This is a genomic window from Parvibaculum sp. (genome assembly GCF_002684405.1).
Lineage (GTDB): Bacteria > Pseudomonadota > Alphaproteobacteria > Parvibaculales > Parvibaculaceae > Parvibaculum.
Genome location: NZ_NYVD01000117.1, coordinates 1 through 24,300, shown reverse-complemented (window position 1 = coordinate 24,300; position 24,300 = coordinate 1). Strand labels below are relative to the sequence as shown.

The following is a 24,300-nucleotide window of genomic DNA, read 5'->3' as shown; positions in this document are numbered from 1 at the left end:
CGGCCTTCCCGGGCGCTGGTGAGTACGCCCGGCAAACGTGATAAATCCCGCGCATGAGTAATCTTTTCGAAGCAGCCGGAATGGATGAGGGGGCGCCGCGCCCGCTCGCCGACAAGCTGCGCCCGCAGACGCTGGAAGAGGTGGTCGGCCAGTCGCATCTGCTGGGCGAGAAGGGGCCGCTTGCGCGGATGCTGGCGTCGGGGCATCTCTCCTCGATCATCCTCTGGGGGCCGCCCGGCACGGGCAAGACGACCATCGCCCGGCTGCTGGCGAACCGGGTGGGGCTCCATTTCGCGCCCATGTCGGCGATCTTCAGCGGTGTGGCGGACCTCAAGAAGGTGTTCGACGCCGCCCGGGCGCGCCGTCAGACGGGGCAGGGGACGCTGCTTTTCGTGGACGAGATCCACCGCTTCAACCGGACCCAGCAGGACAGCTTCCTGCCGGTCATGGAGGACGGGACGGTGACGGTGGTGGGCGCGACGACAGAGAACCCGTCTTTCGAGCTCAATGCCGCGCTTCTCTCCCGTGCGCAGGTGCTGGTGCTGAACCGGCTGGACGATGCCGCGCTGGAGGAACTGCTGGCGCGCGCCGAGGCGCATAAGGGCCGCCCGCTGCCGCTGACCGACGAGGCGCGGGCAAGCCTCCGCGCCATGGCCGATGGCGACGGGCGCTATGCGCTGAACCTGGCCGAAGAGGTTTATGCGCTGGCGCCGGACGAGCCGTTCGAAACCGCCGATCTGATTGCCGCCATTCAGCGACGGGCGCCGCTTTACGACAAGGGACGGGAGGGGCACTACAACCTCGTCTCTGCGCTCCATAAATCCATTCGCGGCTCCGATTGCGATGCGGCGCTCTATTGGCTGGCGCGCATGCTTGTCGGCGGCGAAGATCCGCTCTTCATTGCCAGACGGCTGGTGCGCGCGGCAATCGAGGATATCGGTCTGGCCGATCCGCAAGCGGTACACCAGGCGCTGGCGGCCAAGGAGGTTTTCGATTTCCTGGGCTCGCCGGAGGGCGATCTGGCACTGGCGCAGGCGACGATCTATCTCGCCACGGCGCCGAAATCGAATGCTGGGTACAAGGCCTTCGGCGCCTCGAAGCGCGCGGCCAAGGAGACGGGCTCCGTCTCGCCGCCCGCCCATATCCTCAATGCGCCGACGCGGCTGATGGAAGATCTCGGCTATGGCGCAGGCTATGAATACGACCATGACGCGCCGAACGCATTTTCGGGGCAGGATTATTTCCCCGAGGAGATGACGCGCCAGAAATTCTATTCGCCGGTGGATCGCGGTTTCGAGCGCGAGATCGCAAAGCGGCTGGCTTATTGGCAGAAACTCAGACAGGAGAAGGGTCAGTGAACGGACTTTTCGCAGTGGCAATTGGCGGCGCCGTCGGCGCGAGTGGACGATACTTGCTTAGCGCGCAGATGCTGCATTGGTTCGGTTCCAGTTTTCCGTGGGGCACTTTCAGTGCGAACCTGATCGGCTCTTTCATTATGGGTTTTGTCGCAGAGGGGCTGGCGCTGAAGTTCCACCTCTCTCCTGAAATGCGCAGCTTCGTCATGACGGGCCTTCTTGGCGGGTTCACGACCTTCTCCGCTTTCTCTCTCGATGCGGCCAATATGATGGAGCGCGGTGATGGGCTTCTTTCCTTGCTCTATGTGGGCGGCTCGGTGATAGGCGCGATCGCGGCTCTCTTCGCCGGGCTTTATTTCGTACGATTGGTTCTTGTATGAGCGCTGTCGAGCAGATCGAGGTTTCGCAGGCTGAAGACGGGACGCGGCTTGATCGCTGGTTCAAACGCCGTTACCCGGCGTTGACGCATGGCCGTCTCGAAAAGCTTCTGCGCACCGGGCAGGTTCGTGTGGATGGCGCGCGGGCGAAGGCCAATCTGCGGCTTGAGGCCGGGCAGACCGTGCGCGTGCCGCCGATGGGCGACGATATCGAAAAGCCTGCGCCGAAAAAGGAACAGAAGCTCTCCGATGAAGATGCAGACTTTGTTCGTTCGCTTGTCATCTATCGCGACGATGATGTGATTGCGATCAACAAACCGGCGGGACTTGCCGTGCAGGGCGGAACGAAGACCGAGCGCCATTTGGACGGGATGCTCGACGCACTCACATTCGATGCGAGCGAACGGCCCAAGCTTGTGCACCGGCTGGACCGCGATACGTCCGGCGTGCTCGTTCTGGCGCGCAATACCAGGGCCGCGACGGAGCTTGCTCGAGCCTTCAAGCAGAAGGATGCCCGCAAGGTTTACTGGGCGCTGGTGGTGGGCGTGCCGATGCCGCATCGCGGGACCATCAAGCTGGCGCTCTCCAAGCAGGGCGGGCCGCGGGCTGAGCGCGTGTTCCCCGCCGCCAAAGGCGATCCCGACGGCAAATATGCCGAGACGCATTATGCGGTTGTCGGCACGGCGTCCTACAAACTTGCCTGGGTCGCTTTCATGCCGATGACAGGGCGTACCCATCAGATCCGCGCCCATGCGGCGGCCATCGAAACGCCTATCGTGGGCGATGGGAAATATGGCGGCGTTAATGCCCACCCGGGCGGCGAGATTCCGCGCCAGCTTCATCTGCATGCGCGCTCGCTCGACATTGCGCATCCGGCGGGTAAGGGCAAACGTCTGCATCTTGTCGCGCCTTTGCCGCCGCATATGCAGAAGAGCTGGAAGCTGCTCGCCTTCGACCTGGAAGACGACGAGAACCCCTTCGAGGAGCTGGAGCTTTGAGCGATCGCCTGAAACTTGTGGTTTTCGATTGCGACGGCACGCTGATCGACAGCCAGCACATGATCGCCGCTGCCATGTCTCATGCCTTCACCAAGCATGAGATGGAGCCGCTGCCGCGCGAGCAGGTGTTGTCGATTGTCGGGTTGTCGCTGGACGAGGCGATCGCGACGCTGGTGCCGCATGTGGAAGCGCCGAAGCGGGACGAGCTGACGCTCGCCTATAAGGATGCGTTTTTCGAACTGCGCAAACGGGCCGATCTGGTGGAGCCATTGTTTGAGGGCGCGCGGGCCGCGCTGGAAGGGCTCTATGCCATCGACCATGTGCTGATGGGCGTCGCGACGGGCAAGTCGCAGCGGGGGCTCCGGCATGCGCTGGAGGCGCATGGGCTCGGGCGCTATTTCATGACCCTTCAGACGGCGGACGATGCGCCGTCCAAGCCGCATCCGGAAATGCTGCGCCGCGCCATCAGGGAGGCGGGGGTGGAGCCCGCCGACACGGTGCTTGTGGGCGATACGACCTATGACATGGAGATGGCCCGTGCCGCGGGCGCATATGCGCTGGGTGTCGATTGGGGCTATCATGAAGTGGACACGCTGAGGCGTGCCGGCGCCGGGAAGGTGCTTACCCATTTCGACGAGCTTCTGCCGGCACTGGATCGCTTATGGGCGGCGGAAACGCCAACAGGATAAGAGGTAGTGACATGAAGGGTCTGCTGAAGGTTCTCGTCGTTCTCGTCCTCGTTTTGGGTGGCGCGCTGGTCGCGCTCAGTTTCGTCGATCTCGGGCGCTTCGCGCCGCAGATCGAGCAGGCGGCGAAAGAGGCCACGGGGCGTGAGCTCAAGATTTCGGGGCCGCTCCATATCGGTGTTTCGCTGGTGCCCACGGTCGTTGCGGAGAATGTGAGCTTCGCCAATGCCGATTGGGGTTCGCGGCCCAACATGCTCACTGCGAAGAAGCTCGGCATTCAGGTCGCCCTTCTGCCGTTGCTGAGCGGGAAGATCGATGCGCGCTCGGTGGAGATCGACGGCGCGGATATCTATCTGGAGACGAACAGGAAGGGCGTGGGGAACTGGGAGCTGTCGACCGGCGCCGCACCCGAGCCTACCAAACCGGAAGACAATTCGGGCGGTCCCAGCCTGGCGAGCATCCCCGATGTGAAAATCACCGATCTCGCCATCACCTATCGCGATGGCGTGACGGGCAAGGTGAATGAAGCCAGCTTCGACGAGGTGCGGCTCGATCCGGGGTTCAACTCCACCGATGTCAGAGTGAAGGGCGAGGTGAACGGCACCGAGATTTCATTCGACTCGGTCGTTTCCGGCGATGCCTCCGACCTGTCGCTCAAGGGGACGGCGCTGACCATCGGCGATACCAGCGTCAGCGGCGATCTTTCGTTGCAGCGTGGCGCGAACAAGCAGCTGACGCTGAAAGGTGCATTCACGAGCCCGGAACTCGATGTGACGCCGCTGCTGAAAGGCGGCAAGACCGGTTCTTCCGGCGGAAAGTCGGGCGGCAAACTTTTCAGCAGCGATCCGCTTCCTTTCGATGCGCTCGAAACGGTAGATGTCGATCTCGACCTTTCCATCGACAAGCTTGTTTACGGCGGAGTGACGCTCACGGATTTCAAGGCGCCGCTCAAAATCGGCAACGGCAACCTCGACCTGCCTTTGAGTGTGCGATATCGCGACCGTCCCATCACGGCGGATATCGGCGTCAACGGCAAGGCAAAGTCGGTGAGCCTCGATGCGAAGTCTTCCGCCCTGGATTTCGGCCGTCTCCTGAGCGATGCGGATGTGACCGACCTTCTGAGTGCCGAGGCCGATTTCGGCGCGGAACTTCGAGGGCGCGGCGCTTCGCTCCATGCGATCGCGGCCAGTGCGAACGGCCAGACCAATTTTGCGCTGGGTGAGGGCAGTATCAATTCACGCGCCTTCGCGATGGTGTCGGACGATCTGGTGAATGTCCTCATTCCCAATGGCGAGAAGGGCGACCGCGCAAAGCTTGTTTGCGCGCTGAGCCGGTTCGATTTCAAGAATGGCGTCGGCACGTCGAAGGCGCTGGCGCTGGAGACGGACAGCCTCGTCACTACGGGTAGCGGCACGGTCAATCTCGGGTCGGAATATGTCGACCTGTTGCTGAAGCCCAAGCCCAAGAACCCGTCGCTTGTCAGCCTTGCCTTTCCGGTGCGCCTGTCCGGGCCGCTGGCATCGCCCTCTGCCGGTCTCGACAGGACGGGCGTGGTCACCGGCGTGGCAACGGCGGTGGCCGGTACCGCGCTGACGGGCGGTGTGGGCGCGCTCCTGCCGCTGATGAGTACCGGCGATCGGTCGGTCGCAAGCTCCGGCGGTTGTGCCGCGCTTGCCGCGACGGCGGCGAAGGATGGCGGCATGACGGGCCTCGTGAAGGGCGTCGGCGAGACCGTTGGCGGTGCTGCCAAGGGCGCGGCGGAAGGCGTCGGCGGCGCGCTTGAGGATGTCGGCAAGGGCATCGGCAATCTATTCGGCAAGTAAGGATTTCGAGTAAGGATTTCATGCAGGACGATAGCGACAAGAGCGGCGGCATTTTCGATCTCGCCGAACGAAAAGAAGGCGACGAGCAGGCCGCCCATCCCGGCGGACAGAAGCTCAGAAAGCTGCCCAAACGCTTCTACAAGAAAGCGGAGGCCGCGCCGCTGGAGGACGGGCATACGGTGCTGCTGGACGGCAAGGGCGTGAAGACCCCTTCGCGCCGGGCGCTTGTCGTGCCCAGCGAGGCGCTGGCCCGCGCCATGGCCGAGGAATGGGAGGCGCAGACCGAGGAAATCGATCCGCGTGTCATGTGGCTCACACGGCTTGCCAATACCGCACTCGATTTGGTGGAGCCGCGCCATGACACCGTGGCGGAGGAAATCGTCAAATTCGGCGGCTCGGACCTCACCTGCTACCGGGCGGAATATCCCGAGGGGCTCGTGGCCCTGCAGGCTGCGCATTGGGACCCGGTACTGAACTGGGCGCGGGACGAACTCGGGGCCGCCTTCGTCACGACCAGCGGCCTCATTCAGGTGCCGCAGGATGCCGATGCGCTGGACCGGCTGCGCCGCGCCGTAACGGGGCTCGATGCCTTCCGGGTCGCAGCGCTCCACAATATGACCACGCTGACGGGCTCTGCCCTGATCGCGCTGGCGCTGGTGCGGGGCAGGATGGATGCGGAGGCGGTCCACCAGGCGGCCCATGTGGAGGAAGCCTGGGCGGAACAGCTTTGCGGGGAGGATGAGGAGGAGCGAATCCGCCTTGAAACCCGCCGCTCGGAGATCGCCGACACGGCGCGGTTTCTGGCCCTGCTGGACCGAGAACCGGTCTGACGCAGCGTCGGCGCGCCGGGCATGGCCCATGCCCCCGGAAAACCGCCGTAAACCGCGCGTACCATTGGCAATTTTTCGTGCAGGGTGCTATTGAAAGCGCCTCGCACAGGGAAGGCGTTCGCAGCCGGCCTGCGTCTCCGATCGGGAGAGGGCAGGCGGTTTCCGGCGCCGGATAATGTCATCACGCCCGGCCACAGCCCGCCTGTTTTCCAGCGGCGGGAAGCCAGCCAGCAAATAAGGGGGCGGCATGAAGGAAATTCTTCGCCAGCTTGAGGAGAGGCGTGCCACGGCGCGGCTCGGCGGCGGTCAGAAGCGCATCGACTCGCAGCATTCCAAGGGCAAGCTGACGGCCCGCGAACGCATCGAGCTTCTGCTCGACGAGGGCTCCTTCGAGGAGTTCGACATGTTCGTGGAACATGACTGCCACGATTTCGGGATGGACGGACAGAAGATCCCGGGCGACGGCGTGGTCACCGGCTGGGGCACCGTCAACGGTCGCCCGGTCTATCTTTTCGTGAAGGACTTCACCGTCTTTGGCGGCTCGCTGTCGAAATCCCATGCCCGCAAGATGACCAAGGTACAGGACATGGCGCTGAAGACCGGTGCGCCGATCATCGGTCTGTTCGACGCGGGCGGCGCGCGCATTCAGGAAGGCGTGGATGCGCTGGGCGGCTACGGCGAAGTGTTCACGCGCAACGTGCTGGCCTCGGGCGTGATCCCGCAGATTTCCGTCATCATGGGGCCTTGCGCCGGCGGCGACGTTTATTCGCCGGCGATGACCGATTTCATCTTCATGGTGCGCGATACCTCCTACATGTTCGTGACCGGCCCGGATGTGGTGAAGACGGTGACGAACGAAACCGTGACGTCGGAAGAGCTGGGCGGTGCGTCCATCCACACGGTGAAATCTTCGGTGGCGGACGGCGCCTGGGACAATGACGTCATCACGCTGGGTCAAATTCGTCGCCTGATCGACTTCCTGCCGTCGTCGAACCGCGATGAGGTGCCGGAGCGTCCTTTCTTCGACGACAAGGACCGTAACGAGCCGTCGCTCGACACGCTTATCCCCCGCAACCCCAACATGCCCTATGACATGAAGGAGTTGATCCAGAAGACGGTGGACGAGGGCGACTTCTTCGAGCTGCAGGAAAACTTCGCCAAGAACATCATTACCGGCTTTGGCCGTATCGAGGGCCGCACGGTGGGCGTCGTCGCCAACCAGCCCATGGTGTTGGCGGGCGTGCTGGACAGCGATGCGAGCCGCAAGGCCGCGCGCTTCGTGCGCTTCTGCGACTGCTTCGATATTCCGATCGTCACCTTCGTCGATGTGCCGGGCTTCCTGCCGGGCACCGCGCAGGAATATGGCGGCCTCATCAAGCATGGTGCGAAGCTGCTCTTTGCCTATACGGAAGCGACGGTGCCGAAAGTCACCGTTATCACCCGCAAGGCCTATGGCGGTGCTTATGACGTGATGTCGTCCAAGCATCTGCGCGGCGATCTGAACTATGCCTGGCCGACCGCCGAGATCGCGGTGATGGGCGCCAAGGGCGCGGTGGAGATCATCCATCGTCAGGACCTTGGGGACGAAGAGAAAATCGCGTCCCATACCAAGGCTTATGAGGACCGCTTCCTCAACCCCTTCGTCGCGGCGGAGCGGGGCTATATCGATGAAGTGATCATGCCGCATTCCACGCGGCCGCGGCTTGCCCGCGCGCTCGCGCTCCTTCGCGACAAGGAGCTCGAGAATCCCTGGAAGAAGCACGACAACATTCCGCTCTGAGGGCGATCTCCATGTCCGAAGAGGCCGATGACAAAATGCTGAAGGCGAACATAGATATCCCGGCTGATGTAAGTCGGGAAGCTATGCATCTTCTGACTCGGCTGATTGGTCCTGTTGCAGACATTACCGATGTGTTGTCCGACAGAATTAGATTCCATCGTTGGAAAACAGCGCTGCGAGTTGTTGAGAGGGCGTCTGTTCTTGCCGGTGAACGCAATAGGGAGTTGTCACCTGTTGAGCTTAAATTTCTGGTGCCTTTTATCGAGGAAGCTTCCCTAGAAGCTGAAGATAGCGAGCTGAATGAAAAATGGGCGAACTTGTTAGTGACAGCGGGGACGTATACAGGGGTTAACTACAAGTGGTGTGTTGAGTGTCTTTCGGCAATAGACGCTTGGCAGGCAAGGCTGCTGGATACGTTAGCGTGCGGTAAGCATCAGGAAGATTTTTTTCGTCCGGATGGATTTACCTTCAGGCATTCTGAGCAAGATTTTGTTGGCTTCGTTCAAGGTCTAGAGGTGTGTGATGAAAGCAAGTTGGTCGAGGCTGTAGAGGCTTTTGGCGGGTACAATTTGTTTTTTCACAATGACGATATTCCGAATACGAATGAATTTTCTCTTTATGGGGTTCCGGAGGGCGCTTCGTTGCTGCACTTGGAATCGCTAGGATTGGTAACGGTAAATTCGGCCTCGTTTATCAATCATGGGAAACGTCATTTCCTGTTGAATGTCAGACTCATGCCTTTGGGGTATGAATTTGTAGCTGCCTGTCGAGGGGACGAAGACTAGATGTTCAAGAAAATCCTGATCGCCAACCGAGGCGAAATTGCCTGCCGCGTCATCAAGACGGCGCGCGCCATGGGCATCAAGACGGTGGCCGTCTATTCCGAGGCGGATGCCGACGCACTTCACGTCGAGATGGCGGACGAGCACGTGTTTATCGGCCCGCCGCCCGCATCGGAATCCTATCTGATCGCGGACAAGATCATCGCGGCCTGTAAGGAGACGGGCGCCGAGGCCGTTCATCCCGGCTATGGCTTCCTGTCGGAGAACGCGAAATTTGCTCAGGCGCTGGCCGATAACGGCATTGCCTTCATCGGGCCGAACATCAGGGCCATCGAGGTGATGGGCGACAAGATCGAGTCCAAGAAGTTCGCCAACGAAGCCAAGGTCAACACGGTGCCGGGTTATCTCGGCGTGATCGAGACGGCGGAAGAGGCCGTGAAGATCGCCAACGACATCGGCTATCCGGTGATGATCAAGGCGTCTGCCGGCGGCGGCGGCAAGGGCATGCGTATCGCCTGGTCGGAATCCGAAGTGGCCGACGGCTTTGCCTCGTCCATGTCGGAAGCCAAGTCGAGCTTCGGCGACGACCGCGTCTTCATCGAAAAGTTCGTGACGCAGCCGCGTCATATCGAAATTCAGGTGCTGGCCGACAAGAAGGGCAATGCGATCTATGTGGTGGAGCGCGAATGCTCGATCCAGCGCCGCAACCAGAAGGTGATCGAGGAAGCGCCGTCGCCCTTCCTCGATGAGGAAACCCGCAAGGCCATGGGCGAGCAGGCCGTGGCGCTTGCCAAGGCCGTGAACTATGAGAGCGCGGGCACGGTGGAGTTCATCGTCGACAAGGACAAGAACTTCTACTTCCTCGAAATGAATACCCGCCTGCAGGTGGAGCATCCGGTGACCGAGCTCATCACCGGTATCGACCTGGTGGAGCAGATGATCCGCGTCGCCAATGGCGAAGAGCTGAAGATCAAGCAGTCGGATGTGAAGATCAACGGTTGGGCCATGGAGAGCCGCATCTATGCGGAAGATCCGTACAGGAACTTCCTGCCGTCCACCGGCCGTCTGGTGCGCTACCAGCCGCCGCAGGAGGGGACAGAGAAGGGCCTCACCATCCGCAACGATACCGGTGTGTTCGAGGGCGGCGAGATTTCGCTGTTCTACGATCCGATGATCGCCAAGCTCTGCACGCACGGGCCGGACCGGCTCTCGGCGATCAAGCATATGTCGAAAGCGCTGGACAGTTTCCATATCAAGGGGATCGGGCACAATATTCCGTTCCTTGCAGCGATCATGGAGCATCCGCGGTTCCGCGAAGGCCGCCTGACGACCAACTTCATTCCCGAAGAGTATCCGGACGGGTTCAAGGGTGTGGATCTGGCCGATGAGCGCGCCGTCATGCTCGCCGTCATCGCGGTTCACATGAACAAGATGCATGCGGACCGCGCGGTGCAGATTTCGGGTCAGTTGCCCAACAGGCCGCGCGTGCTGCCGACGGAGTGGATCGTATCGCTGGACGAGTGGAACCAGCGCGTTTCAGCGACGGATGTGGCGGCGGGGCTGGAGGTCTTCTTCCTCGACGAGAACGGCAAGCGGCTTTCCGAGCATCTGGTGCGGTCGGACTGGACGCCGGGACAGGCTGTCTGGAAGGGCAAGATCGACGGCAAGGAATATGTCGTCGAGACGGACCGCGCCAAGCAGGGCTATCTGCTGCGTTATCGCGGTGCGACGGCCAATGCCATCGTGCATACGGTGCGCGGCTATGCGCTCGCAGCGCTGATGCCCGAGCTCAAGGTCGCCGACACGTCCAAGATGCTTCTCTGCCCCATGCCGGGCCTTGTGAAGAAGCTTCATGCGGAGGTCGGCCAGGAAGTGCAGGCGGGCGAGGCGCTTGCCGTGGTCGAAGCCATGAAGATGGAAAATATTCTCCGCGCCGAAGTGGATGCGGTGGTGAAGAGCATCAATTGCGAAGAGGGCGACAGCCTGGCAGTCGACGCCGTCATCATGGAATTCGAATAGGTTTTCCGTTCGAGAAGCACAAAAAAGGGCGCTTTCGGGCGCCCTTTTTCATATGCGGCGCTTGTGCCTATAGTTCGGGTTGAGCGTCACGAGCTGAAAGGACCGACGATGCGCGCGTTTCTGCTGGCCCTGTTGCTGATGATCCTGCCGGTTCTGTCCGCCTTGCCGGGCGGTGCTGCTCATGCGGCCCAGAAAGGCTATGAATGGGGAACGGACGACGCTCTGTTCCTGACCGGGCAGGAAGTGACCTTCTCGCGCAAGACGGACCGCGATCTCAATGTGCTGGCCGAGACCGTGATTTTGACGCCGGATGCCGTTATCGACGGGAACGTCTGGGTTGCCGCGCGGCGCGTCGCGATGAGCGGCAGGGTCGATGGCGATGTTTCCATCCGCTCGCAGGATGCGCTCATCAACGGTGTGGTCAACGGCAATGTCACATTCTATGGCAGCAAGCTGACGCTCGGACCGGATGCGAAGATCGGCGGAGATGTGAACTATTACGCTGCCTCGCGGGCTGAAATCGATCCGGGGGCGGAAGTTTCCGGCAAAGTGAGCGAAAACGCCTGGTCGTCCGAGGAGGCCGAACCGCGTCCCGCCCCGCGGGCCATACCGGGTGACCGGCAACTGCCGCGCGAATGGGAAGAGCGGAGCCGGTCGGAATGGTCCGCGCCGGGCTATCGCGTCTCGGCAGGCGGCGCGGTCATATTCGGCATTCTCGCGGCGATCTTCGCCCTGCTGTCACCGGAGGGGAGCGCGCGTCTGTGCGACGGGTTTAGCGACAACCCGCTGCTCGCCTTTCTCTTCGGCCTGGCCTGGATCATCGGCGTGCCGGTTCTTGCAGTCGCCGTTGCGTTGACGATTGTCGGCATTCCGGCGGCTTTCATTCTGATCCTGTTGTGGCCGCTCGGCGTGATCGCAGGGTTCATCACTTCGATCGTCGCGGCTGGCGCCTTTGTCTGGTCGAAGCTCGGTGCGGTGGGCGAGGGCGCGCTGGGTCGCATTATCGGCGTTGCCATTGCAACATTCGTGTTCTGGGTGGCGCTTTCCATGCCGATTGCGGGCGGCCTTTTCTGGCTTGCTATCGTGACCGCGGGGATCGGGTCTATCGTGCTGGGGATGAAGCAGGCGGATTTGCCTTAGGCGTTCTCGTTATCGCCGAAAACCTCATCGAAGGTCTCTCGCAGCACCATGTCGACTTCCGGGATCGAGACGAGATGCCCGAGATCGGCGAGGCTCGTCACGCCATGCTGGCTGATGCCGCAGGGCACGATACCGGTGAAGTGATCGAGATCGGGATCGACGTTCAGGCTGATGCCGTGAAACGTCACCCAGCGGCGCAGGCGTACGCCAATGGCGGCGATCTTGTCTTCGCGGCCCGGTCCCTTTTCAGGGCGGCGGACCCAGACGCCGACGCGATCCTCGCGGATTTCGCCCTTCACGTTGAACCGTTCCAGCGCGGCGATGAGCCATCGCTCCAGATCCTGCACATAGGCGCGGACATCCGGCTTGCGGCGTTTCAGATCCAGCATGACGTAAGCCACGCGCTGGCCGGGACCGTGATAGGTGTACTGGCCGCCACGGCCCGTCTTGAAGACCGGGAAGCGGCCGGGCGTCAGCAGGTCGCGCTCATCGGCGCTGGTGCCGGCGGTGTAGAGCGGCGGATGCTCCCGCAGCCAGACCAGCTCCGGCGCCTCGCCGGCGGCAATGGCTGCCGCGCGCTCTTCCATGACGGCGACGGCCTCTTCATAGGGCACGGGCGTGTCCGATACGCGCCATTCCACTTCGGATGGTGTGTCGGCTGAAAGGGTCTGGCTGTTCGTCTGGTTAACCACGAGGTAACTCCGCCATGCGAATTTGTGCTCCGGGTGGTGCTCCTCTACGGGGCAGATAAGCTAATGGGCGCGAAAATGAACTCCGTCAACAAGGTCTTTGTCGAACTATCGGTGGTACTTGGCAAGACCACCTTGCCAATTCAGCAATTGCTGAAGATGGGCCGCGGCGCGGTGATCGAACTCAATACACGCCATGAGGACGATGTCCTCCTCCTCGCCAACAATATCCCGATTGCGAGGGGCCAGATCGTCGTGGAGGGCGAGCGGATCGCCATTTCGGTCACGGAACTGATCAGCCAGCAAGCCGATTAGGGCGCTAAACGCCCCGGATTCGAGTGGAAGGGCCGGGCGCGGCCCTTTTTTGCGCGCAAAAAGAACATAATATTTATGTTATTATTTGTATAATACGTTATCTTCTTGAATTATTTTCTCCGGTTCCATATCTCTTTGGGGAATTGGAGTTTAGCAGGAGGCCGGGCGTCCATGTTTCCGATCCTGATCGATACCGCCAGCGTGAAGATCGTGCTGATCGGAGAGGGCGAGGATGCCCAACGCCGGCTGCGCCTGCTGGATGACGCCGGTGCGGTGCGGCTGGATGTTTATGCACGCGATCCGGCGCCGGACTATGCCGAGGCGATTGGCGACAGGTTGCGTGGCGGGCGGCCCTCGGCGGAGGCGCTGAAGACGGCGGGCGTGGTTTTCATTGCGGGTCTCGAGGAAGACGAGTCTGCGAAACTGGCCAGAGCGGCGCGGGAGGCAGGCGCCCTTGTGAATACGGAAGACCGCCGGGCGCTCTGCGATTTTCATGTGCCCTCCATGCTGCGGCGTGGCGATCTTACGCTCACCGTTTCGACGGGCGGCAAGTCGCCGGGTCTGGCACGCCGGCTGAAGCGCTATCTGGCTGAAAAATTCGGGCCAGAGTGGGGCGGGCGGCTCGACGAACTGGCCCGCCAGCGAGAGATGTGGCGGGACGAAGGAACAGGCATTGCCGAACTCGGACGCCGGACCGACGCCCTTATCGACGAGAAAGGCTGGTTGTCATGACCGCACTCGACCTTACGAGAAAAAGCACGGGGCTGACCGACCGGCAGGCCGCGGTGATGGATGCCGAGCCTGTCACGTCGGAACGTCTGCGCGCATTGCGCGACGCCTATGAGAGTCTTGCGCCGCAGGAGCTTCTCGAGGTTATGATCCAGCGCGAGTTTCAGGGCCGTATTGCCGCCGTATCCTCCTTCGGGGCGGAATCGGCCGTGCTGCTCCACATGATTTCGCAGATCGACCCGACGACGCCGGTCATCTTTCTCAATACGGGAAAGCTCTTCGGCGAGACGCTGCGCTATCGCGACCGGCTGCAGGAAAAGCTGGGGCTTGCGGATTTGCGCGCCATTGGCCCGCATCCCGACGACCTGAAGGCCGATGACCCCCAGGGCGGTCTGTGGAACGCCAATCCGGACCAGTGCTGCCATATCCGCAAGGTGCTGCCGCTGGAGCGCGCCCTCAAGGGCGTGGATATGTCGATCACGGGCCGGAAGCGCTTCCAGACAAGCGCCCGCTCCGCCATGCACAAGATCGAGGAAGAGGCGATCCGGGGTACTGGCGCGCCGGGAGAGGCCAAATCGGCCGTGCTGGGCACCCGCTTCAAGCTCAATCCGCTGGCGGATTGGGACCAGGAGAAGCTGGAGGCCTATCTGGACGAATACCGGCTGCCGCGCCATCCGCTGGTGAAGGACGGCTATCTGTCCATCGGCTGCATGCCCTGCACGGAACGTGTGCCCGAGGGCGGGTCCTATCGCGACGGGCGCTGGGCCGGGCAGGACAAGGACGAGTGCGGTATCCATCTTCCGGTCACCAATACCGACGGCGACGGCATTTAATCCCAACTTGTGCGTTCGGATGCATTTTGCCGCTTGAGTAGCCGTCAGGGATTTGTTACATGGGCGGCTCTCCAGAACGGAATCTGGTCTGGGACATGCGTGCGCGGTCGTGGCGGAATTGGTAGACGCGCAGCGTTGAGGTCGCTGTGGGGTAAAACCCGTGGAAGTTCGAGTCTTCTCGACCGCACCATGTCCTTCGGACCTGTCGGATTTCCGGTCCTCCCTTCTATTCGCCGCCGGCGCCTACCGGCTGGCAGGCAATCGCCAAATAGCGCACACTCTGCACGCTTATGCGTCGGATTCGCTTTGCCGCGTCCGCGCCCGTGTTTGAGTGATCAGGAGGTGCCCGCTTGGCAGATCTGGCGACCAGGACTGATACGGAAGAACCAGACGATCTTTTGAGCCCGGCCTTTGTCCGCGCGGTGGTCGATGCGATCGATCGCGCCGATAAGGAGAAGGTGCGCTCGCTGGTTCTCGAACTCAGACCGGCCGACCTTGCCGAGTTGCTGGAACTGGTGCGTCAGGACGAGCGTCATGCGCTTGTCGAGATGCTCGGCTCCGACCTCAACCCGGAAACGCTTCACGAACTCGACGAATCCGTCCGCGACGACGTGATGGAGATGCTCGATCCGAGTGTGATCGCATCGGCCGTCGCCGAAATGGATTCCGACGATGCGGTCTATCTGCTCGAGGACATGGATGCGCACGACCAGCGCGAAATTCTCGAACAGCTCCCGGCGACCGACAGGGCGGTTCTGGAAAAGTCGCTGGAATATCCCGAATACTCCGCCGGCCGTCTCATGCAGCGCGAGCTGGTCGCTGTGCCGCCGTTCTGGGACATCGGCCAGACGATCGACTATCTGCGCGAGGCTGAGCAGCTTCCCGATGAGTTCTACGAAATCTTCGTCGTCGATCCCGGCTACAAGCCGGTGGGGACGGTGCCCTTGTCGCGCGTCATGCGCACCAGGCGTCCCGTCAAGATGTCGGAAGTCATGGAGGAAGAACAGACGCTCATTCCGGTCGCGATGGACCAGGAAGATGTGGCGCTGCTGTTCAGCAAATACGACCTTATCTCGGCTGCCGTGGTGGATGAGGACGAGCGCCTTGTCGGTGTGATCACGGTGGACGACATCGTTGAAGTCATCACCGAGGAGGCGACGGAAGATATTCGGCGTCTCGGCGGTGTCGGCGAGGAAGCGATTTCCGATACGGTCATTCAGACGACGCGCAGCCGTTTCTCATGGCTGTTCCTCAATCTGCTGACGGCCATTCTGGCCTCGGCGGTCATCGGGCTTTTCGACGGTACGATTTCGCAGATGGTTGCGCTGGCCGTGTTGATGCCCATCGTCGCCTCCATGGGAGGCAATGCAGGCACGCAGACGATGACGGTGGCGGTGCGCGCATTGGCGACGAAGGATCTCGTGCCCTTCAATGCGTCGCGTATCGTGACGCGCGAAGTGATGGTCGGTTTTCTGAACGGCATCATGTTCGCGCTGCTGATGGGGGGCATTGGCGGGCTCTGGTTCGAGAACCCTGCGCTGGGGATGATTATCGCAGCGGCGATGATCATCAATCTCGTGGCGGCGGGGCTCGCCGGCATCCTGATCCCGATAGGTCTCGACAAGATAGGAGTGGACCCGGCTGTGTCTTCCGCCGTTTTCCTGACGACGGTGACAGATGTGGTCGGGTTTTTTGCCTTTCTGGGGCTCGCAGCCCTGTTCCTCTTCAACTAGGCTTGCGGGGCGCGGATGCCGGATATTGCATTTCTTTTGGGGGGAGAGCGGTTCGGGCGTTCCGGCAATTGTGAGGCAGGGGAAGGAGAAAAGATGACCCGGATCCGGCGTATCGCTCGTTTGGTGTCGAGCGGGATTACGGCGTTTGTCCTTTTGGCCGCTACCGGTATGCAGGCCAATGCCGACGGCTGGACGGAAGGCGCGCCCATGCTCAATGGCCGCGTCATGGCCGCCAGTGCGTTGCTGGGCGACGAGCTTTATGTGCTGGGCGGCGATGCGATCGCAGGCCCGCGTTCGGATACGACAATCTTCGACCTCAAAGGTAATTTCTGGCGATCGACCTCGGCAATGCCCGCGGGCGTGCAGCAGGCCGCGGCGGCGGCGCTTGACGGTCGCGTCTATGTGTCCGGCGGCTACAAGTCGAACAAGGCGCATCCCGAAAAGTCGGGCGGTCCGAGCCGGTCCTTGTGGATTTTCAATCCGCGTATCGGCACCTGGGTGGATGGTGCGTCGATGCCCGCGCCGCGTGTGGGGCATGGTCTCGTCGCGGTCGATGACAAGCTTTACGCGATTGGCGGCAAGGGACCCGATGCGGCCCGTGTCACCGCTTACGATCCGGCTGAAAACAAATGGTCGAATACGGGTGCCGCTATTCCCGCACCGAGGGTGGAGGCCGCTTATGTGGCGGTGGGCAACCGCATCTATGTCATTGGCGGGCTTTCCGCCTCGGGCAACGCCATGTCGCGTGTCGATATTTTCGATGTCGACAAGGGAAGCTGGTCGCGCGGTCCCGACCTGCCGTCGCCCCGCGCGGGCCATGTCGCGGTCGTTCTCGGCAATGCCATTCACGTATTGGGCGGCGAACAGCGCGATCCGCCCAAAACGCATGGCGACCATTATGTGATGGACCTGGACGGGCAGGCGGGCTGGCGCAAGTCCGTCGCGCTGCCGACGCCACGTCATGGCGCGGTCGCGGCAGCTGATGACGGCAAACTCGTCGTTGCGGGCGGCAGCCCCGGCGCCGGTTTCTATTCGGTGTTCACCGAGAGCGATGTCGTGGAAATTTTCTCCACGGCCAAGTAATCCGAAAGCCGGAAAGGTGAAGGCCGCCGCCGTGCCGCCCTATGCCTTGGCGTGAGATGCGCCCGGTTTCATCAGGCCGAGCTTGCGGAATATCCAGGGTGCGATGCCGGTGGCGTAGAAACCGAGCAGGGCCGATACCGCCAGCCCCGCGACGGGGTGGCCGAGGTCTGTTGCCACCACCAGTTTCGTCGCACCGGCACGCAGCGCAAAGAGACCCAGCGTGCCGCCGATAGCCATGACGATCTGGAGCCACCAGGCGGGAAGGACCGGCTTATGCGGGGCGGCCTTTTTGTCCAGCGCCGCGCCGGCGAACCAGCCCAGCAACAGGAAGAGAACGCTGGCGATCGGTGCGGGATTTTCGCCATTGGGCCAGATGATCCAGAGGGCCGGGATCGAGACGATGATGACGGCGAATTCAAAGCCCGCGGGCAGACTGCGGATGAAGGCGATGACGCGCTCGCTGACCAGCCAGGCGAAGATACCGAGCGTGATGAAGCCGAGGATGGTGCCGGCCAGCACGTCGTCGATGTCGTGCACGCCGAGATAGAGGCGGCTGAAAATGACGCCGGAGGCAATGAAGGCCGCTGCGGCCCACGCCCATGGGCGTCGCATTTCCCAGGCAAGCCAGAACCACATGGCGACGGCAACCTGGGCATGGCCCGACGGGCGCCCGTAGGAATCCGCGACGCGGTCGGCATCGAGCTGAAACCGGGCTGCCGGGCGCGGGTCCTGCCAGAAATCCTTCAACCAGCCATTGAGAACCGCAGTCAGGCCGATCAGGACGACGAGGCGGGTGAACATATCCCGGTCCCATAGCCAATAGCCGATGGGCAGGAAGATGAGGAAGAAGGGGGCGTAGCCGAGAAAGGTGAAGCCGTAAAATATGTTTGTCGCGAGGTCGTTCCGCAGCGGAAGGACCCAGTTCATATCGTGAAGAATGCTGTACAAGGCTTTTTCTCTCTCCCCATCTCTCCTATCCTCCCCGGCGAACAATCATCGCCGGGAGCCCGGCGGCCATAATAAACACGGGAAGCGGAAATGTCAGACGCGAGCAAGGATCCCATCGTCATCGTCAGCGCTGCGCGCACGCCCATGGGCGGTTTTCAGGGCGCGCTCTCGAGTTTCAAGGCGCCGGAACTCGGCGCGACAGCGATCGAGGCGGCCTGCGAGAAGGCCGGTCTCAGCCATACGGCGGTGGACGAGGTGCTGATGGGCTGCGTGCTGACGGCGGGCGTCGGTCAGGCTCCGGCGCGCCAAGCGGCGCTGGGCGCGAAGCTCGATGAAAGCACACCCTGCACCACGGTGAGCAAGGTGTGCGGCTCCGGCATGAAAGCCGTGATGCAGGCGCATGACGCGCTGGCGCTGGGCAATGGCGCGGTGATCGTGGCCGGCGGCATGGAGAGCATGTCCAACGCACCGTATCTCCTGCCCAAGGCGCGCGGCGGCATGCGGCTCGGCCATGCGGAAGTGAAGGATCATATGTTCCTCGATGGGCTGGAAAACGCCTATGACGGCTATCTGATGGGCCATTTCGCCGAGGAGACGGCAAAGCACTATCAGTTCAACCGCGAGATGCAGGACGCCTATTCCATCGAATCGCTGAAGCGGGCGCGTGAGGCCAATCACGACGGCTCCTTTTCCCATGAAATCGTGCCGGTGGAAGTGAAGTCGAAAAAGGGCTCGGTGGAGGTGACGGGCGACGAGCAGCCGGACAAGTCCGATCCAGCCAAGATCCCGACACTGAAGCCGGCCTTTGCGGCAGGTGGGTCGGTGACGGCGGCGAACTCGTCATCGATCTCGGACGGCGCGGCGGCGCTCGTCATGATGAAGATGTCGGAGGCGGAACGGCGCGGGCTGAAACCGCTCGCCGTCATTCGCGGCCATGCTTCCCACGCCCGCGCGCCGGAATGGTTCACCACCGCGCCGGTGGGCGCCATCGAAACGCTGATGGAAAAGACCGGGTGGAAAACCGGCGATGTCGATCTGTGGGAAATCAACGAGGCCTTTGCCGTGGTCGCCATGGCGGCGATGCGCGAACTCGATATTCGCCACGACAATATGAACGTCTATGGCGGTGCCTGTGCGCTGGGCCACCCGATCGGTGCGTCGGGCGCGCGCATCATCGTGACGCTGCTCAATGCGATGAAGCAGAAAGATGCGAAGAAGGGCGTCGCCTCGCTCTGCATTGGCGGCGGTGAAGCGACGGCTCTGGCGGTCGAACGTCTCTGAGGTCTAGGAGGCCGCTTTCGTCAGTGCGGCCTTCACATGCTCGGCCAGTGCGACCAAACCGTTCAACGGGCGGATGAGAACCTCGATATGTTCCATCTGCCCGTTTTCGTTCACAGTGATGCGGTCGATGCCCTTGAGCTTCGTGTCGCCGAGACGGCCCTCGAATTCCAGGATCATCTCGTTCCCGTCGAACCATTCCTTCGTGTATTCGAAGTCCTGTAATCCTTCGGCCACGGCGCGCAGGATCGCCATCACATAGGGGCGGTCGTATTTCGGCGCGAAGAAGGCGGGGGAGGAGATGCCGGTCTTTTCCGCCACGAGTTTGTCCAGCAGGGCCGGATCGTGGTTTTCGATATAGGCATACCAGAGGCTGAGAAACTTCTCGGCTGCGGGGCTTTTCGACATGGGGTCCTCACCTGTTTTTTGTCACGCCGTCGAGCACCAGTTGCTCATGGATGCGGATCAGCGCTTTCCGGTCGATGCGGCCGCCCGGATCGTACCATGTGCAGATGCCGGTCAGCATGGCGAGTATGGCATAGGCGGCCACCCGAACGTCTTCCGCGATGAAGTCGCCCGAGGCGACACCTGCCTCCAGAATGGCGCAGAGACGGTCTTCATAGGTTCGGCGCAGGCCGACGATGATCTCGCGGTTTTCCGGGTCGAGGCTTCTCAGCTCCGCCGAGCCGATGAAGACCTCCCGCTTTCTCTCGATGTGATAGGTGAGGTGGAAGGCGGTGAACGCCTTGAGGCTCTCCACAGGGTTCGTATGGCCTTCCAGCGCCTTGTCCAGGCTCTCCATGAGGGTAATCATGTGATTGTGGATGAGGTCGAACAGCAGCTCCTGCTTGGTCGCGATGTGATTGTAGAGCGACCCCGGCTGCAGCCCGACCTTCCGGGCGAGGCGGCGCAGTGTCATCGCTTCATAGCCATGTTCGTAGATAAGCTGGAGCCCGGCCTCGCGGATCGCGGCCAGCGTCTTGGCGCCAGATGAGCCGGCGGTTCTGGACATTTCGGACGGGTTCCCCGCTTGCGGCGAAAAATAAAAGAACGTATGTTCGTTTTTATAATAAGGAATGATGGCTGCCGGTCAAATGCGTAATCCCGCCGACCGCCGCGGTCGATCCGGCATTCTGTGAGGAGAGGCTTCCATGCTGCCCAATGAATACCCCTCGCTCGATTTCGACCTCGGCGAGACGGCCGACGCGATCCGCGACACGGTGCGCGCCTTTACGGCCGACAAGATCACCCCTCGCGCCGACGAGATCGACAAGACGAACGAATTCCCGCGCGATCTCTGGCCGCAGATGGGCGAGCTGGGCCTTCTGGGCATGACGGTGGAAGAGGAATATGGCGGCACGGGGCTCGGCTATCTGGAGCATGTCGTGGCGATGGAGGAGATCAGCCGCGGCTCGGCGAGCGTCGGCCTTTCCTATGGCGCGCATTCCAATCTCTGCGTGAACCAGCTCCGCCGCTGCGGCTCGGATGCGCAGAAGCGCAAATATCTGCCAAAGCTGATGACCGGCGAGCATGTCGGCGCGCTCGCCATGTCGGAGCCGGGGGCGGGGTCCGATGTCGTCTCCATGAAGCTCAAGGCGGAGAAGAAGGGCGACCGCTACATCCTCAATGGCAACAAGATGTGGATCACCAACGGCCCGGACGCCGAGGTGCTGATCGTCTATGCCAAGACCGATCCGCAAGGCGGCCCGCGCGGCATTACGCCCTTCATCATCGAAAAGGGGATGAAGGGGTTCAGCCCGGCGCAGAAGCTCGACAAGCTCGGTATGCGCGGCTCCAGCACCGCCGAACTCGTTTTCGAGGATTGCGAGGTGCCGGAGGAGAATATCGTCGGCAAGCTTAATGAAGGCGTGCGCGTGCTGATGTCCGGTCTCGACTATGAGCGCGCCGTGCTTTCCGCCGGGCCGCTCGGCATCATGCAGGCCTGCATGGACGCGGTGATCCCTTATGTGCATGAGCGCAAGCAGTTCGGTGAGCCCATCGGCAATTTCCAGCTCATGCAGGGCAAACTCGCCGATATGTATTCGACCATGAATGCCTGCCGGGCCTATGTCTATGCCGTCGCCAAGGCCTGCGACCGCGGTCAGACCACGCGCAAGGACGCGGCGGGTGCGATCCTTTATGCCGCCGAGAAAGCGACCTGGATGGCGCTCGAAGCGATCCAGACGCTGGGCGGTAACGGCTATATCAACGATTACCCGACGGGCCGGCTGCTGCGCGACGCGAAGCTTTACGAGATCGGCGCGGGTACGAGCGAAATCCGCCGCATGCTGATCGGTCGCGAACTCTTCAACGAGACGGCGTAAGGGAGGCGGGCCATGTCCATCCTGCAAAGCGGCGTCTCCACGCGCGACGACAAGTTCAAGGCGAATGCCGAGGCGATGGCGGCGCTCACCGCCGATCTCAACGCGCAGCGCGAAAAGGCAGCGCTGGGCGGCGATGAGCGTTCGCGCGAGCGGCATGTGAAGCGCGGCAAGATGCTGCCGCGCGAACGGGTGTACGGGCTCATCGATCCGGGCACGCCGTTTCTGGAACTCTCGCCCATGGCCGCGCATGGCCTTTATGGAGAGGACATCAATGCGGCGGGCATCATCACCGGTATCGGCCGTGTGGCGGGGCAGGAATGCGTCATCGTCTGCAATGATGCGACGATCAAGGGCGGCACCTATTACCCGGTCACGGTGAAGAAGCATCTACGCGCGCAGGAAGTGGCGCTGGAAAACAATCTGCCTTGCTTCTACCTCGTGGATTCAGGCGGGGCGAACCTGCCGAACCAGGCCGACATCTTCCCCGACCGCGAGCATTTCGGCCGCATCTTCTACAATCAGGCGCGCATGTCCGCTGCGGGCATTCCGCAGGTCGCGGTCGTCATGGGGTCCTGTACGGCGGGTGGGGCCTATGTGCCGGCCATGTCCGACGAGACGATCATCGTGCGCAATCAGGGCACGATTTTTCTGGGCGGTCCGCCGCTGGTGAAGGCGGCGACGGGCGAAATCGTGACCGCCGAAGATCTGGGCGGCGCGGATGTGCATTCGCGCAAGTCAGGCGTTACGGACCACTACGCGGTGGACGATGCGCATGCGCTGGCGCTTGCCCGGCAGATCGCGTCCACGCTCAACCGCAAGAAGTCCATCGACATTCCGCTGAAAGAGCCGGTAGCCCCGCTTTACGACATGGCGGAACTCGACGGCGTGGTGCCGTCCTCGCTCTCCGTGCAATATGATGTGCGCGAGGTGATTGCGCGGCTGGTGGACGGCTCGGCCTTCGACGAGTTCAAGAAGCTCTACGGCACGACGCTGGTTTGCGGCTTTGCGCATCTGCACGGCATTCCGGTCGGGATCGTCGCGAATAACGGCATCCTGTTTTCGGAATCGGCGCTCAAGGGCGCGCATTTCATCGAGCTTTGCGCGCAGCGGAAAATCCCGCTTCTCTTCCTGCAGAACATTGCGGGCTTCATGGTCGGCCGCGAATACGAAACGGGCGGCATTGCCAAGGATGGCGCGAAGCTCGTGACCGCCGTGGCGTGCGCCAATGTGCCGAAGATCACGCTGGTGATCGGCGGTTCCTATGGCGCGGGCAATTACGGCATGTGCGGACGCGCCTATTCCCCGCGTTTCCTCTTCACCTGGCCGAATGCACGCATCTCCGTCATGGGCGGTGAACAGGCGGCCAGCGTGCTGGCAACCGTGCATCGCGATGCCGAGAAATGGACGGAGGAAGAGGCGGAAGCCTTCAAGGCGCCGATCCGTGAGAAGTATGAGGAAGAGGGACATCCCTATTTCGCGACAGCGCGGCTCTGGGATGATGGCATCATCGCGCCTTCCGAGACGCGCCGCGTGCTGGCGCTCGCCTTCTCAGCCACGCTCAATGCGCCCGTGCCGGACACGAAGTTCGGCGTCTTCAGGATGTGAGGCAGCGATCCATGTTCAACTCTCTTCTCATCGCCAATCGCGGCGAAATCGCTGTCCGTGTCATCCGCACCGCGCGGGCGATGGGCCTGCGCACCATCGCGGTCTATTCGGATGCCGACGCGAATGCCTATCATGTGGCGGAAGCCGACGAGGCCGTGCATATCGGTCCGGCAGCGGCGGCGGAAAGCTACCTTCGTCCTGAAAAGATCATCGAGGCGGCGAAGCTCACCGGCGCGGAGGCGATCCATCCGGGCTACGGTTTCCTGTCGGAGAACGCAGCCTTTGCCGAGGCTTGTGTGGAAGCGGGCATTATCTTCGTCGGGCCGCCGGCGGAGGCGATCCGCGCCATGGGGCTCAAGGACGCTGCCAAGGCGCTGATGGAAAAGGCGGACGTGCCTGTCGTGCCCGGCTATCACGGCGACAATCAGGACCCGGAATTTCTCGCGGGCGAAGCGGAGCGCATCGGCTATCCGGTGCTTATCAAGGCGGTTGCGGGTGGCGGCGGCAAGGGCATGCGCCGCGTGGATGCAGCCGACGATTTCGCCAAGGCTTTGAAGTCCGCACAGCGCGAGGCGAGTTCCGCGTTTAGTGATGAACGTGTGCTGATCGAGAAATTCGTGACGAGCCCGCGCCATATCGAGGTGCAGGTCTTCGCGGACGGTCACGGCAATGCGGTGTCGCTCTGGGAGCGCGACTGCTCGCTTCAGCGCCGCCACCAGAAGGTGATCGAGGAGGCGCCCGCGCCAGGCATGCCGTCCGACATGCGCGATGCGATGAGCGATGCGGCGGTGAAGGCCGCGCTTGCCATCGGCTACCGTGGGGCGGGAACGATCGAGTTCATCGCGGACGGCTCCAACGGTCTCTCCAGGGATCGTTTCTTCTTCATGGAGATGAATACACGGCTTCAGGTGGAGCATCCCGTAACGGAAGCGATCACCGGGCAGGACCTCGTCGAATGGCAGCTCCGCGTCGC

General features: G+C 62.2%; 23 protein-coding genes and 1 tRNA gene. 20 read left to right on the top strand and 4 right to left on the bottom strand.

The genetic code is table 11. The features are described 5' to 3' along the window. The first annotated feature begins 53 nt into the window (after positions 1–53). The 10 genes from CMI59_RS10950 (at position 54) to CMI59_RS10905 (ending at position 11,790) form a co-directional block, all read left to right on the top strand. Complete coding sequence (locus tag CMI59_RS10950; protein ID WP_293328297.1) at positions 54–1,358, top strand: replication-associated recombination protein A; 1,305 nt, start codon at positions 54–56, stop codon at positions 1,356–1,358. Next, positions 1,355–1,735, top strand: coding sequence for a fluoride efflux transporter CrcB (gene crcB, locus CMI59_RS10945; protein ID WP_293328296.1), 381 nt, complete (start codon positions 1,355–1,357; stop codon positions 1,733–1,735). The genes CMI59_RS10950 and crcB overlap by 4 nt, the downstream gene beginning before the upstream one ends. After that, a complete protein-coding gene (locus tag CMI59_RS10940) occupies positions 1,732–2,730 on the top strand; it encodes an RluA family pseudouridine synthase (protein WP_293328295.1) in 999 nt (332 codons plus the stop codon). Before crcB ends, CMI59_RS10940 begins: the two co-directional genes overlap by 4 nt. Next, positions 2,727–3,419 carry an HAD family hydrolase gene (locus CMI59_RS10935; RefSeq protein WP_293328294.1) on the top strand — a complete coding sequence of 231 codons (693 nt, stop codon included), beginning with the start codon at positions 2,727–2,729 and terminating at the stop codon, positions 3,417–3,419. Before CMI59_RS10940 ends, CMI59_RS10935 begins: the two co-directional genes overlap by 4 nt. Positions 3,420–3,430: 11 nt before the next feature. After that, entirely contained in the window at positions 3,431–5,239 is a 1,809-nt protein-coding gene (locus CMI59_RS10930) for an AsmA family protein (RefSeq protein ID WP_293328293.1), read from the top strand. Between the two features lie 20 nt (positions 5,240–5,259). Next, positions 5,260–6,069, top strand: coding sequence for an ATP12 family protein (locus CMI59_RS10925; protein ID WP_293328292.1), 810 nt, complete (start codon positions 5,260–5,262; stop codon positions 6,067–6,069). A gap of 247 nt (positions 6,070–6,316) precedes the next feature. After that, a complete protein-coding gene (locus tag CMI59_RS10920) occupies positions 6,317–7,849 on the top strand; it encodes an acyl-CoA carboxylase subunit beta (RefSeq protein WP_293328291.1) in 1,533 nt (510 codons plus the stop codon). An 11-nt stretch (positions 7,850–7,860) separates the two neighbouring features. Then, positions 7,861–8,634: a hypothetical protein gene (locus CMI59_RS10915; RefSeq protein WP_293328290.1), complete on the top strand. Its 774-nt coding sequence runs from the start codon at positions 7,861–7,863 to the stop codon at positions 8,632–8,634. Next, a complete protein-coding gene (locus CMI59_RS10910; protein ID WP_293328289.1) occupies positions 8,635–10,650 on the top strand; it encodes an acetyl/propionyl/methylcrotonyl-CoA carboxylase subunit alpha in 2,016 nt (671 codons plus the stop codon). A gap of 108 nt (positions 10,651–10,758) precedes the next feature. Further along, a complete protein-coding gene (locus CMI59_RS10905; RefSeq protein ID WP_293328288.1) occupies positions 10,759–11,790 on the top strand; it encodes a polymer-forming cytoskeletal protein in 1,032 nt (343 codons plus the stop codon). Here the strand turns inward: CMI59_RS10905 and lipB are convergent. After that, complete coding sequence (gene lipB / locus CMI59_RS10900) at positions 11,787–12,482, bottom strand: lipoyl(octanoyl) transferase LipB (protein WP_293328287.1); 696 nt, start codon at positions 12,480–12,482, stop codon at positions 11,787–11,789. The genes CMI59_RS10905 and lipB overlap by 4 nt on opposite strands. A gap of 63 nt (positions 12,483–12,545) precedes the next feature. Between lipB and CMI59_RS10895 the strand changes: the two genes are divergently transcribed. From CMI59_RS10895 to CMI59_RS10870, 6 genes are all read left to right on the top strand, one after another. Further along, positions 12,546–12,794 carry a FliM/FliN family flagellar motor switch protein gene (locus tag CMI59_RS10895; RefSeq protein ID WP_293328286.1) on the top strand — a complete coding sequence of 83 codons (249 nt, stop codon included), beginning with the start codon at positions 12,546–12,548 and terminating at the stop codon, positions 12,792–12,794. A 171-nt stretch (positions 12,795–12,965) separates the two neighbouring features. Then, entirely contained in the window at positions 12,966–13,526 is a 561-nt protein-coding gene (locus CMI59_RS10890) for an NAD(P)-dependent oxidoreductase (RefSeq protein ID WP_293328285.1), read from the top strand. Next, positions 13,523–14,356, top strand: coding sequence for a phosphoadenylyl-sulfate reductase (locus CMI59_RS10885; RefSeq protein ID WP_293328284.1), 834 nt, complete (start codon positions 13,523–13,525; stop codon positions 14,354–14,356). Before CMI59_RS10890 ends, CMI59_RS10885 begins: the two co-directional genes overlap by 4 nt. A gap of 103 nt (positions 14,357–14,459) precedes the next feature. Then, positions 14,460–14,546: transfer RNA gene (locus CMI59_RS10880), tRNA-Leu, on the top strand. Between the two features lie 160 nt (positions 14,547–14,706). After that, the gene (gene mgtE, locus CMI59_RS10875; RefSeq protein ID WP_293328283.1) at positions 14,707–16,089 is read left to right on the top strand and encodes a magnesium transporter; all 1,383 of its coding nucleotides are present in this window, start codon (positions 14,707–14,709) and stop codon (positions 16,087–16,089) included. A gap of 93 nt (positions 16,090–16,182) precedes the next feature. Next, positions 16,183–17,172, top strand: a complete 990-nt coding sequence (locus CMI59_RS10870) for a kelch repeat-containing protein (RefSeq protein ID WP_293328282.1) — start codon at positions 16,183–16,185, stop codon at positions 17,170–17,172. Between the two features lie 39 nt (positions 17,173–17,211). Here CMI59_RS10870 and CMI59_RS10865 read toward each other — a convergent pair whose 3' ends face one another. Then, positions 17,212–18,120 (bottom strand): phosphatase PAP2 family protein, encoded by a 909-nt coding sequence (locus tag CMI59_RS10865; RefSeq protein WP_293328281.1) that lies wholly within the window; start codon positions 18,118–18,120, stop codon positions 17,212–17,214. A 90-nt stretch (positions 18,121–18,210) separates the two neighbouring features. Between CMI59_RS10865 and CMI59_RS10860 the strand changes: the two genes are divergently transcribed. Next, positions 18,211–19,401, top strand: coding sequence for an acetyl-CoA C-acyltransferase (locus CMI59_RS10860; protein ID WP_293328280.1), 1,191 nt, complete (start codon positions 18,211–18,213; stop codon positions 19,399–19,401). A 3-nt stretch (positions 19,402–19,404) separates the two neighbouring features. Here the strand turns inward: CMI59_RS10860 and CMI59_RS10855 are convergent, their stop codons facing one another. Together CMI59_RS10855 and CMI59_RS10850 are read right to left on the bottom strand one after the other, a co-directional pair. Next, positions 19,405–19,806 (bottom strand): nuclear transport factor 2 family protein, encoded by a 402-nt coding sequence (locus tag CMI59_RS10855; RefSeq protein WP_293328279.1) that lies wholly within the window; start codon positions 19,804–19,806, stop codon positions 19,405–19,407. A gap of 7 nt (positions 19,807–19,813) precedes the next feature. Continuing rightward, positions 19,814–20,410 carry a TetR/AcrR family transcriptional regulator gene (locus CMI59_RS10850; protein ID WP_293328278.1) on the bottom strand — a complete coding sequence of 199 codons (597 nt, stop codon included), beginning with the start codon at positions 20,408–20,410 and terminating at the stop codon, positions 19,814–19,816. Positions 20,411–20,549: 139 nt separating this feature from the next. Here CMI59_RS10850 and CMI59_RS10845 point away from each other — a divergent pair, with 139 nt between their 5' ends. From CMI59_RS10845 to CMI59_RS10835, 3 genes are all read left to right on the top strand, one after another. Beyond that, positions 20,550–21,722 (top strand): isovaleryl-CoA dehydrogenase, encoded by a 1,173-nt coding sequence (locus CMI59_RS10845; protein ID WP_293328277.1) that lies wholly within the window; start codon positions 20,550–20,552, stop codon positions 21,720–21,722. Between the two features lie 12 nt (positions 21,723–21,734). Then, positions 21,735–23,327: a carboxyl transferase domain-containing protein gene (locus tag CMI59_RS10840; RefSeq protein WP_293328276.1), complete on the top strand. Its 1,593-nt coding sequence runs from the start codon at positions 21,735–21,737 to the stop codon at positions 23,325–23,327. An 11-nt stretch (positions 23,328–23,338) separates the two neighbouring features. Then, on the top strand, positions 23,339–24,300 hold a 962-nt coding region (locus tag CMI59_RS10835; protein WP_293328275.1), incomplete at its 3' end, for a biotin carboxylase N-terminal domain-containing protein.

What these genes read in the sequence shown, in the direction of transcription:
- CMI59_RS10855 (WP_293328279.1), bottom strand. Translation starts at nt 19,806, where the DNA reads ATGTCGAAAAGCCCCGCAGCCGAGAAGTTTCTCAGCCTCTGGTATGCC.
- CMI59_RS10930 (WP_293328293.1), top strand. Translation starts at nt 3,431, where the DNA reads ATGAAGGGTCTGCTGAAGGTTCTCGTCGTTCTCGTCCTCGTTTTGGGT.
- CMI59_RS10940 (WP_293328295.1), top strand. Translation starts at nt 1,732, where the DNA reads ATGAGCGCTGTCGAGCAGATCGAGGTTTCGCAGGCTGAAGACGGGACG.
- CMI59_RS10920 (WP_293328291.1), top strand. Translation starts at nt 6,317, where the DNA reads ATGAAGGAAATTCTTCGCCAGCTTGAGGAGAGGCGTGCCACGGCGCGG.
- CMI59_RS10925 (WP_293328292.1), top strand. Translation starts at nt 5,260, where the DNA reads ATGCAGGACGATAGCGACAAGAGCGGCGGCATTTTCGATCTCGCCGAA.
- CMI59_RS10860 (WP_293328280.1), top strand. Translation starts at nt 18,211, where the DNA reads ATGTCAGACGCGAGCAAGGATCCCATCGTCATCGTCAGCGCTGCGCGC.
- CMI59_RS10910 (WP_293328289.1), top strand. Translation starts at nt 8,635, where the DNA reads ATGTTCAAGAAAATCCTGATCGCCAACCGAGGCGAAATTGCCTGCCGC.
- CMI59_RS10895 (WP_293328286.1), top strand. Translation starts at nt 12,546, where the DNA reads ATGGGCGCGAAAATGAACTCCGTCAACAAGGTCTTTGTCGAACTATCG.
- CMI59_RS10890 (WP_293328285.1), top strand. Translation starts at nt 12,966, where the DNA reads ATGTTTCCGATCCTGATCGATACCGCCAGCGTGAAGATCGTGCTGATC.
- CMI59_RS10870 (WP_293328282.1), top strand. Translation starts at nt 16,183, where the DNA reads ATGACCCGGATCCGGCGTATCGCTCGTTTGGTGTCGAGCGGGATTACG.
- CMI59_RS10840 (WP_293328276.1), top strand. Translation starts at nt 21,735, where the DNA reads ATGTCCATCCTGCAAAGCGGCGTCTCCACGCGCGACGACAAGTTCAAG.
- CMI59_RS10845 (WP_293328277.1), top strand. Translation starts at nt 20,550, where the DNA reads ATGCTGCCCAATGAATACCCCTCGCTCGATTTCGACCTCGGCGAGACG.
- CMI59_RS10850 (WP_293328278.1), bottom strand. Translation starts at nt 20,410, where the DNA reads ATGTCCAGAACCGCCGGCTCATCTGGCGCCAAGACGCTGGCCGCGATC.
- CMI59_RS10885 (WP_293328284.1), top strand. Translation starts at nt 13,523, where the DNA reads ATGACCGCACTCGACCTTACGAGAAAAAGCACGGGGCTGACCGACCGG.
- CMI59_RS10905 (WP_293328288.1), top strand. Translation starts at nt 10,759, where the DNA reads ATGCGCGCGTTTCTGCTGGCCCTGTTGCTGATGATCCTGCCGGTTCTG.
- CMI59_RS10950 (WP_293328297.1), top strand. Translation starts at nt 54, where the DNA reads ATGAGTAATCTTTTCGAAGCAGCCGGAATGGATGAGGGGGCGCCGCGC.
- CMI59_RS10915 (WP_293328290.1), top strand. Translation starts at nt 7,861, where the DNA reads ATGTCCGAAGAGGCCGATGACAAAATGCTGAAGGCGAACATAGATATC.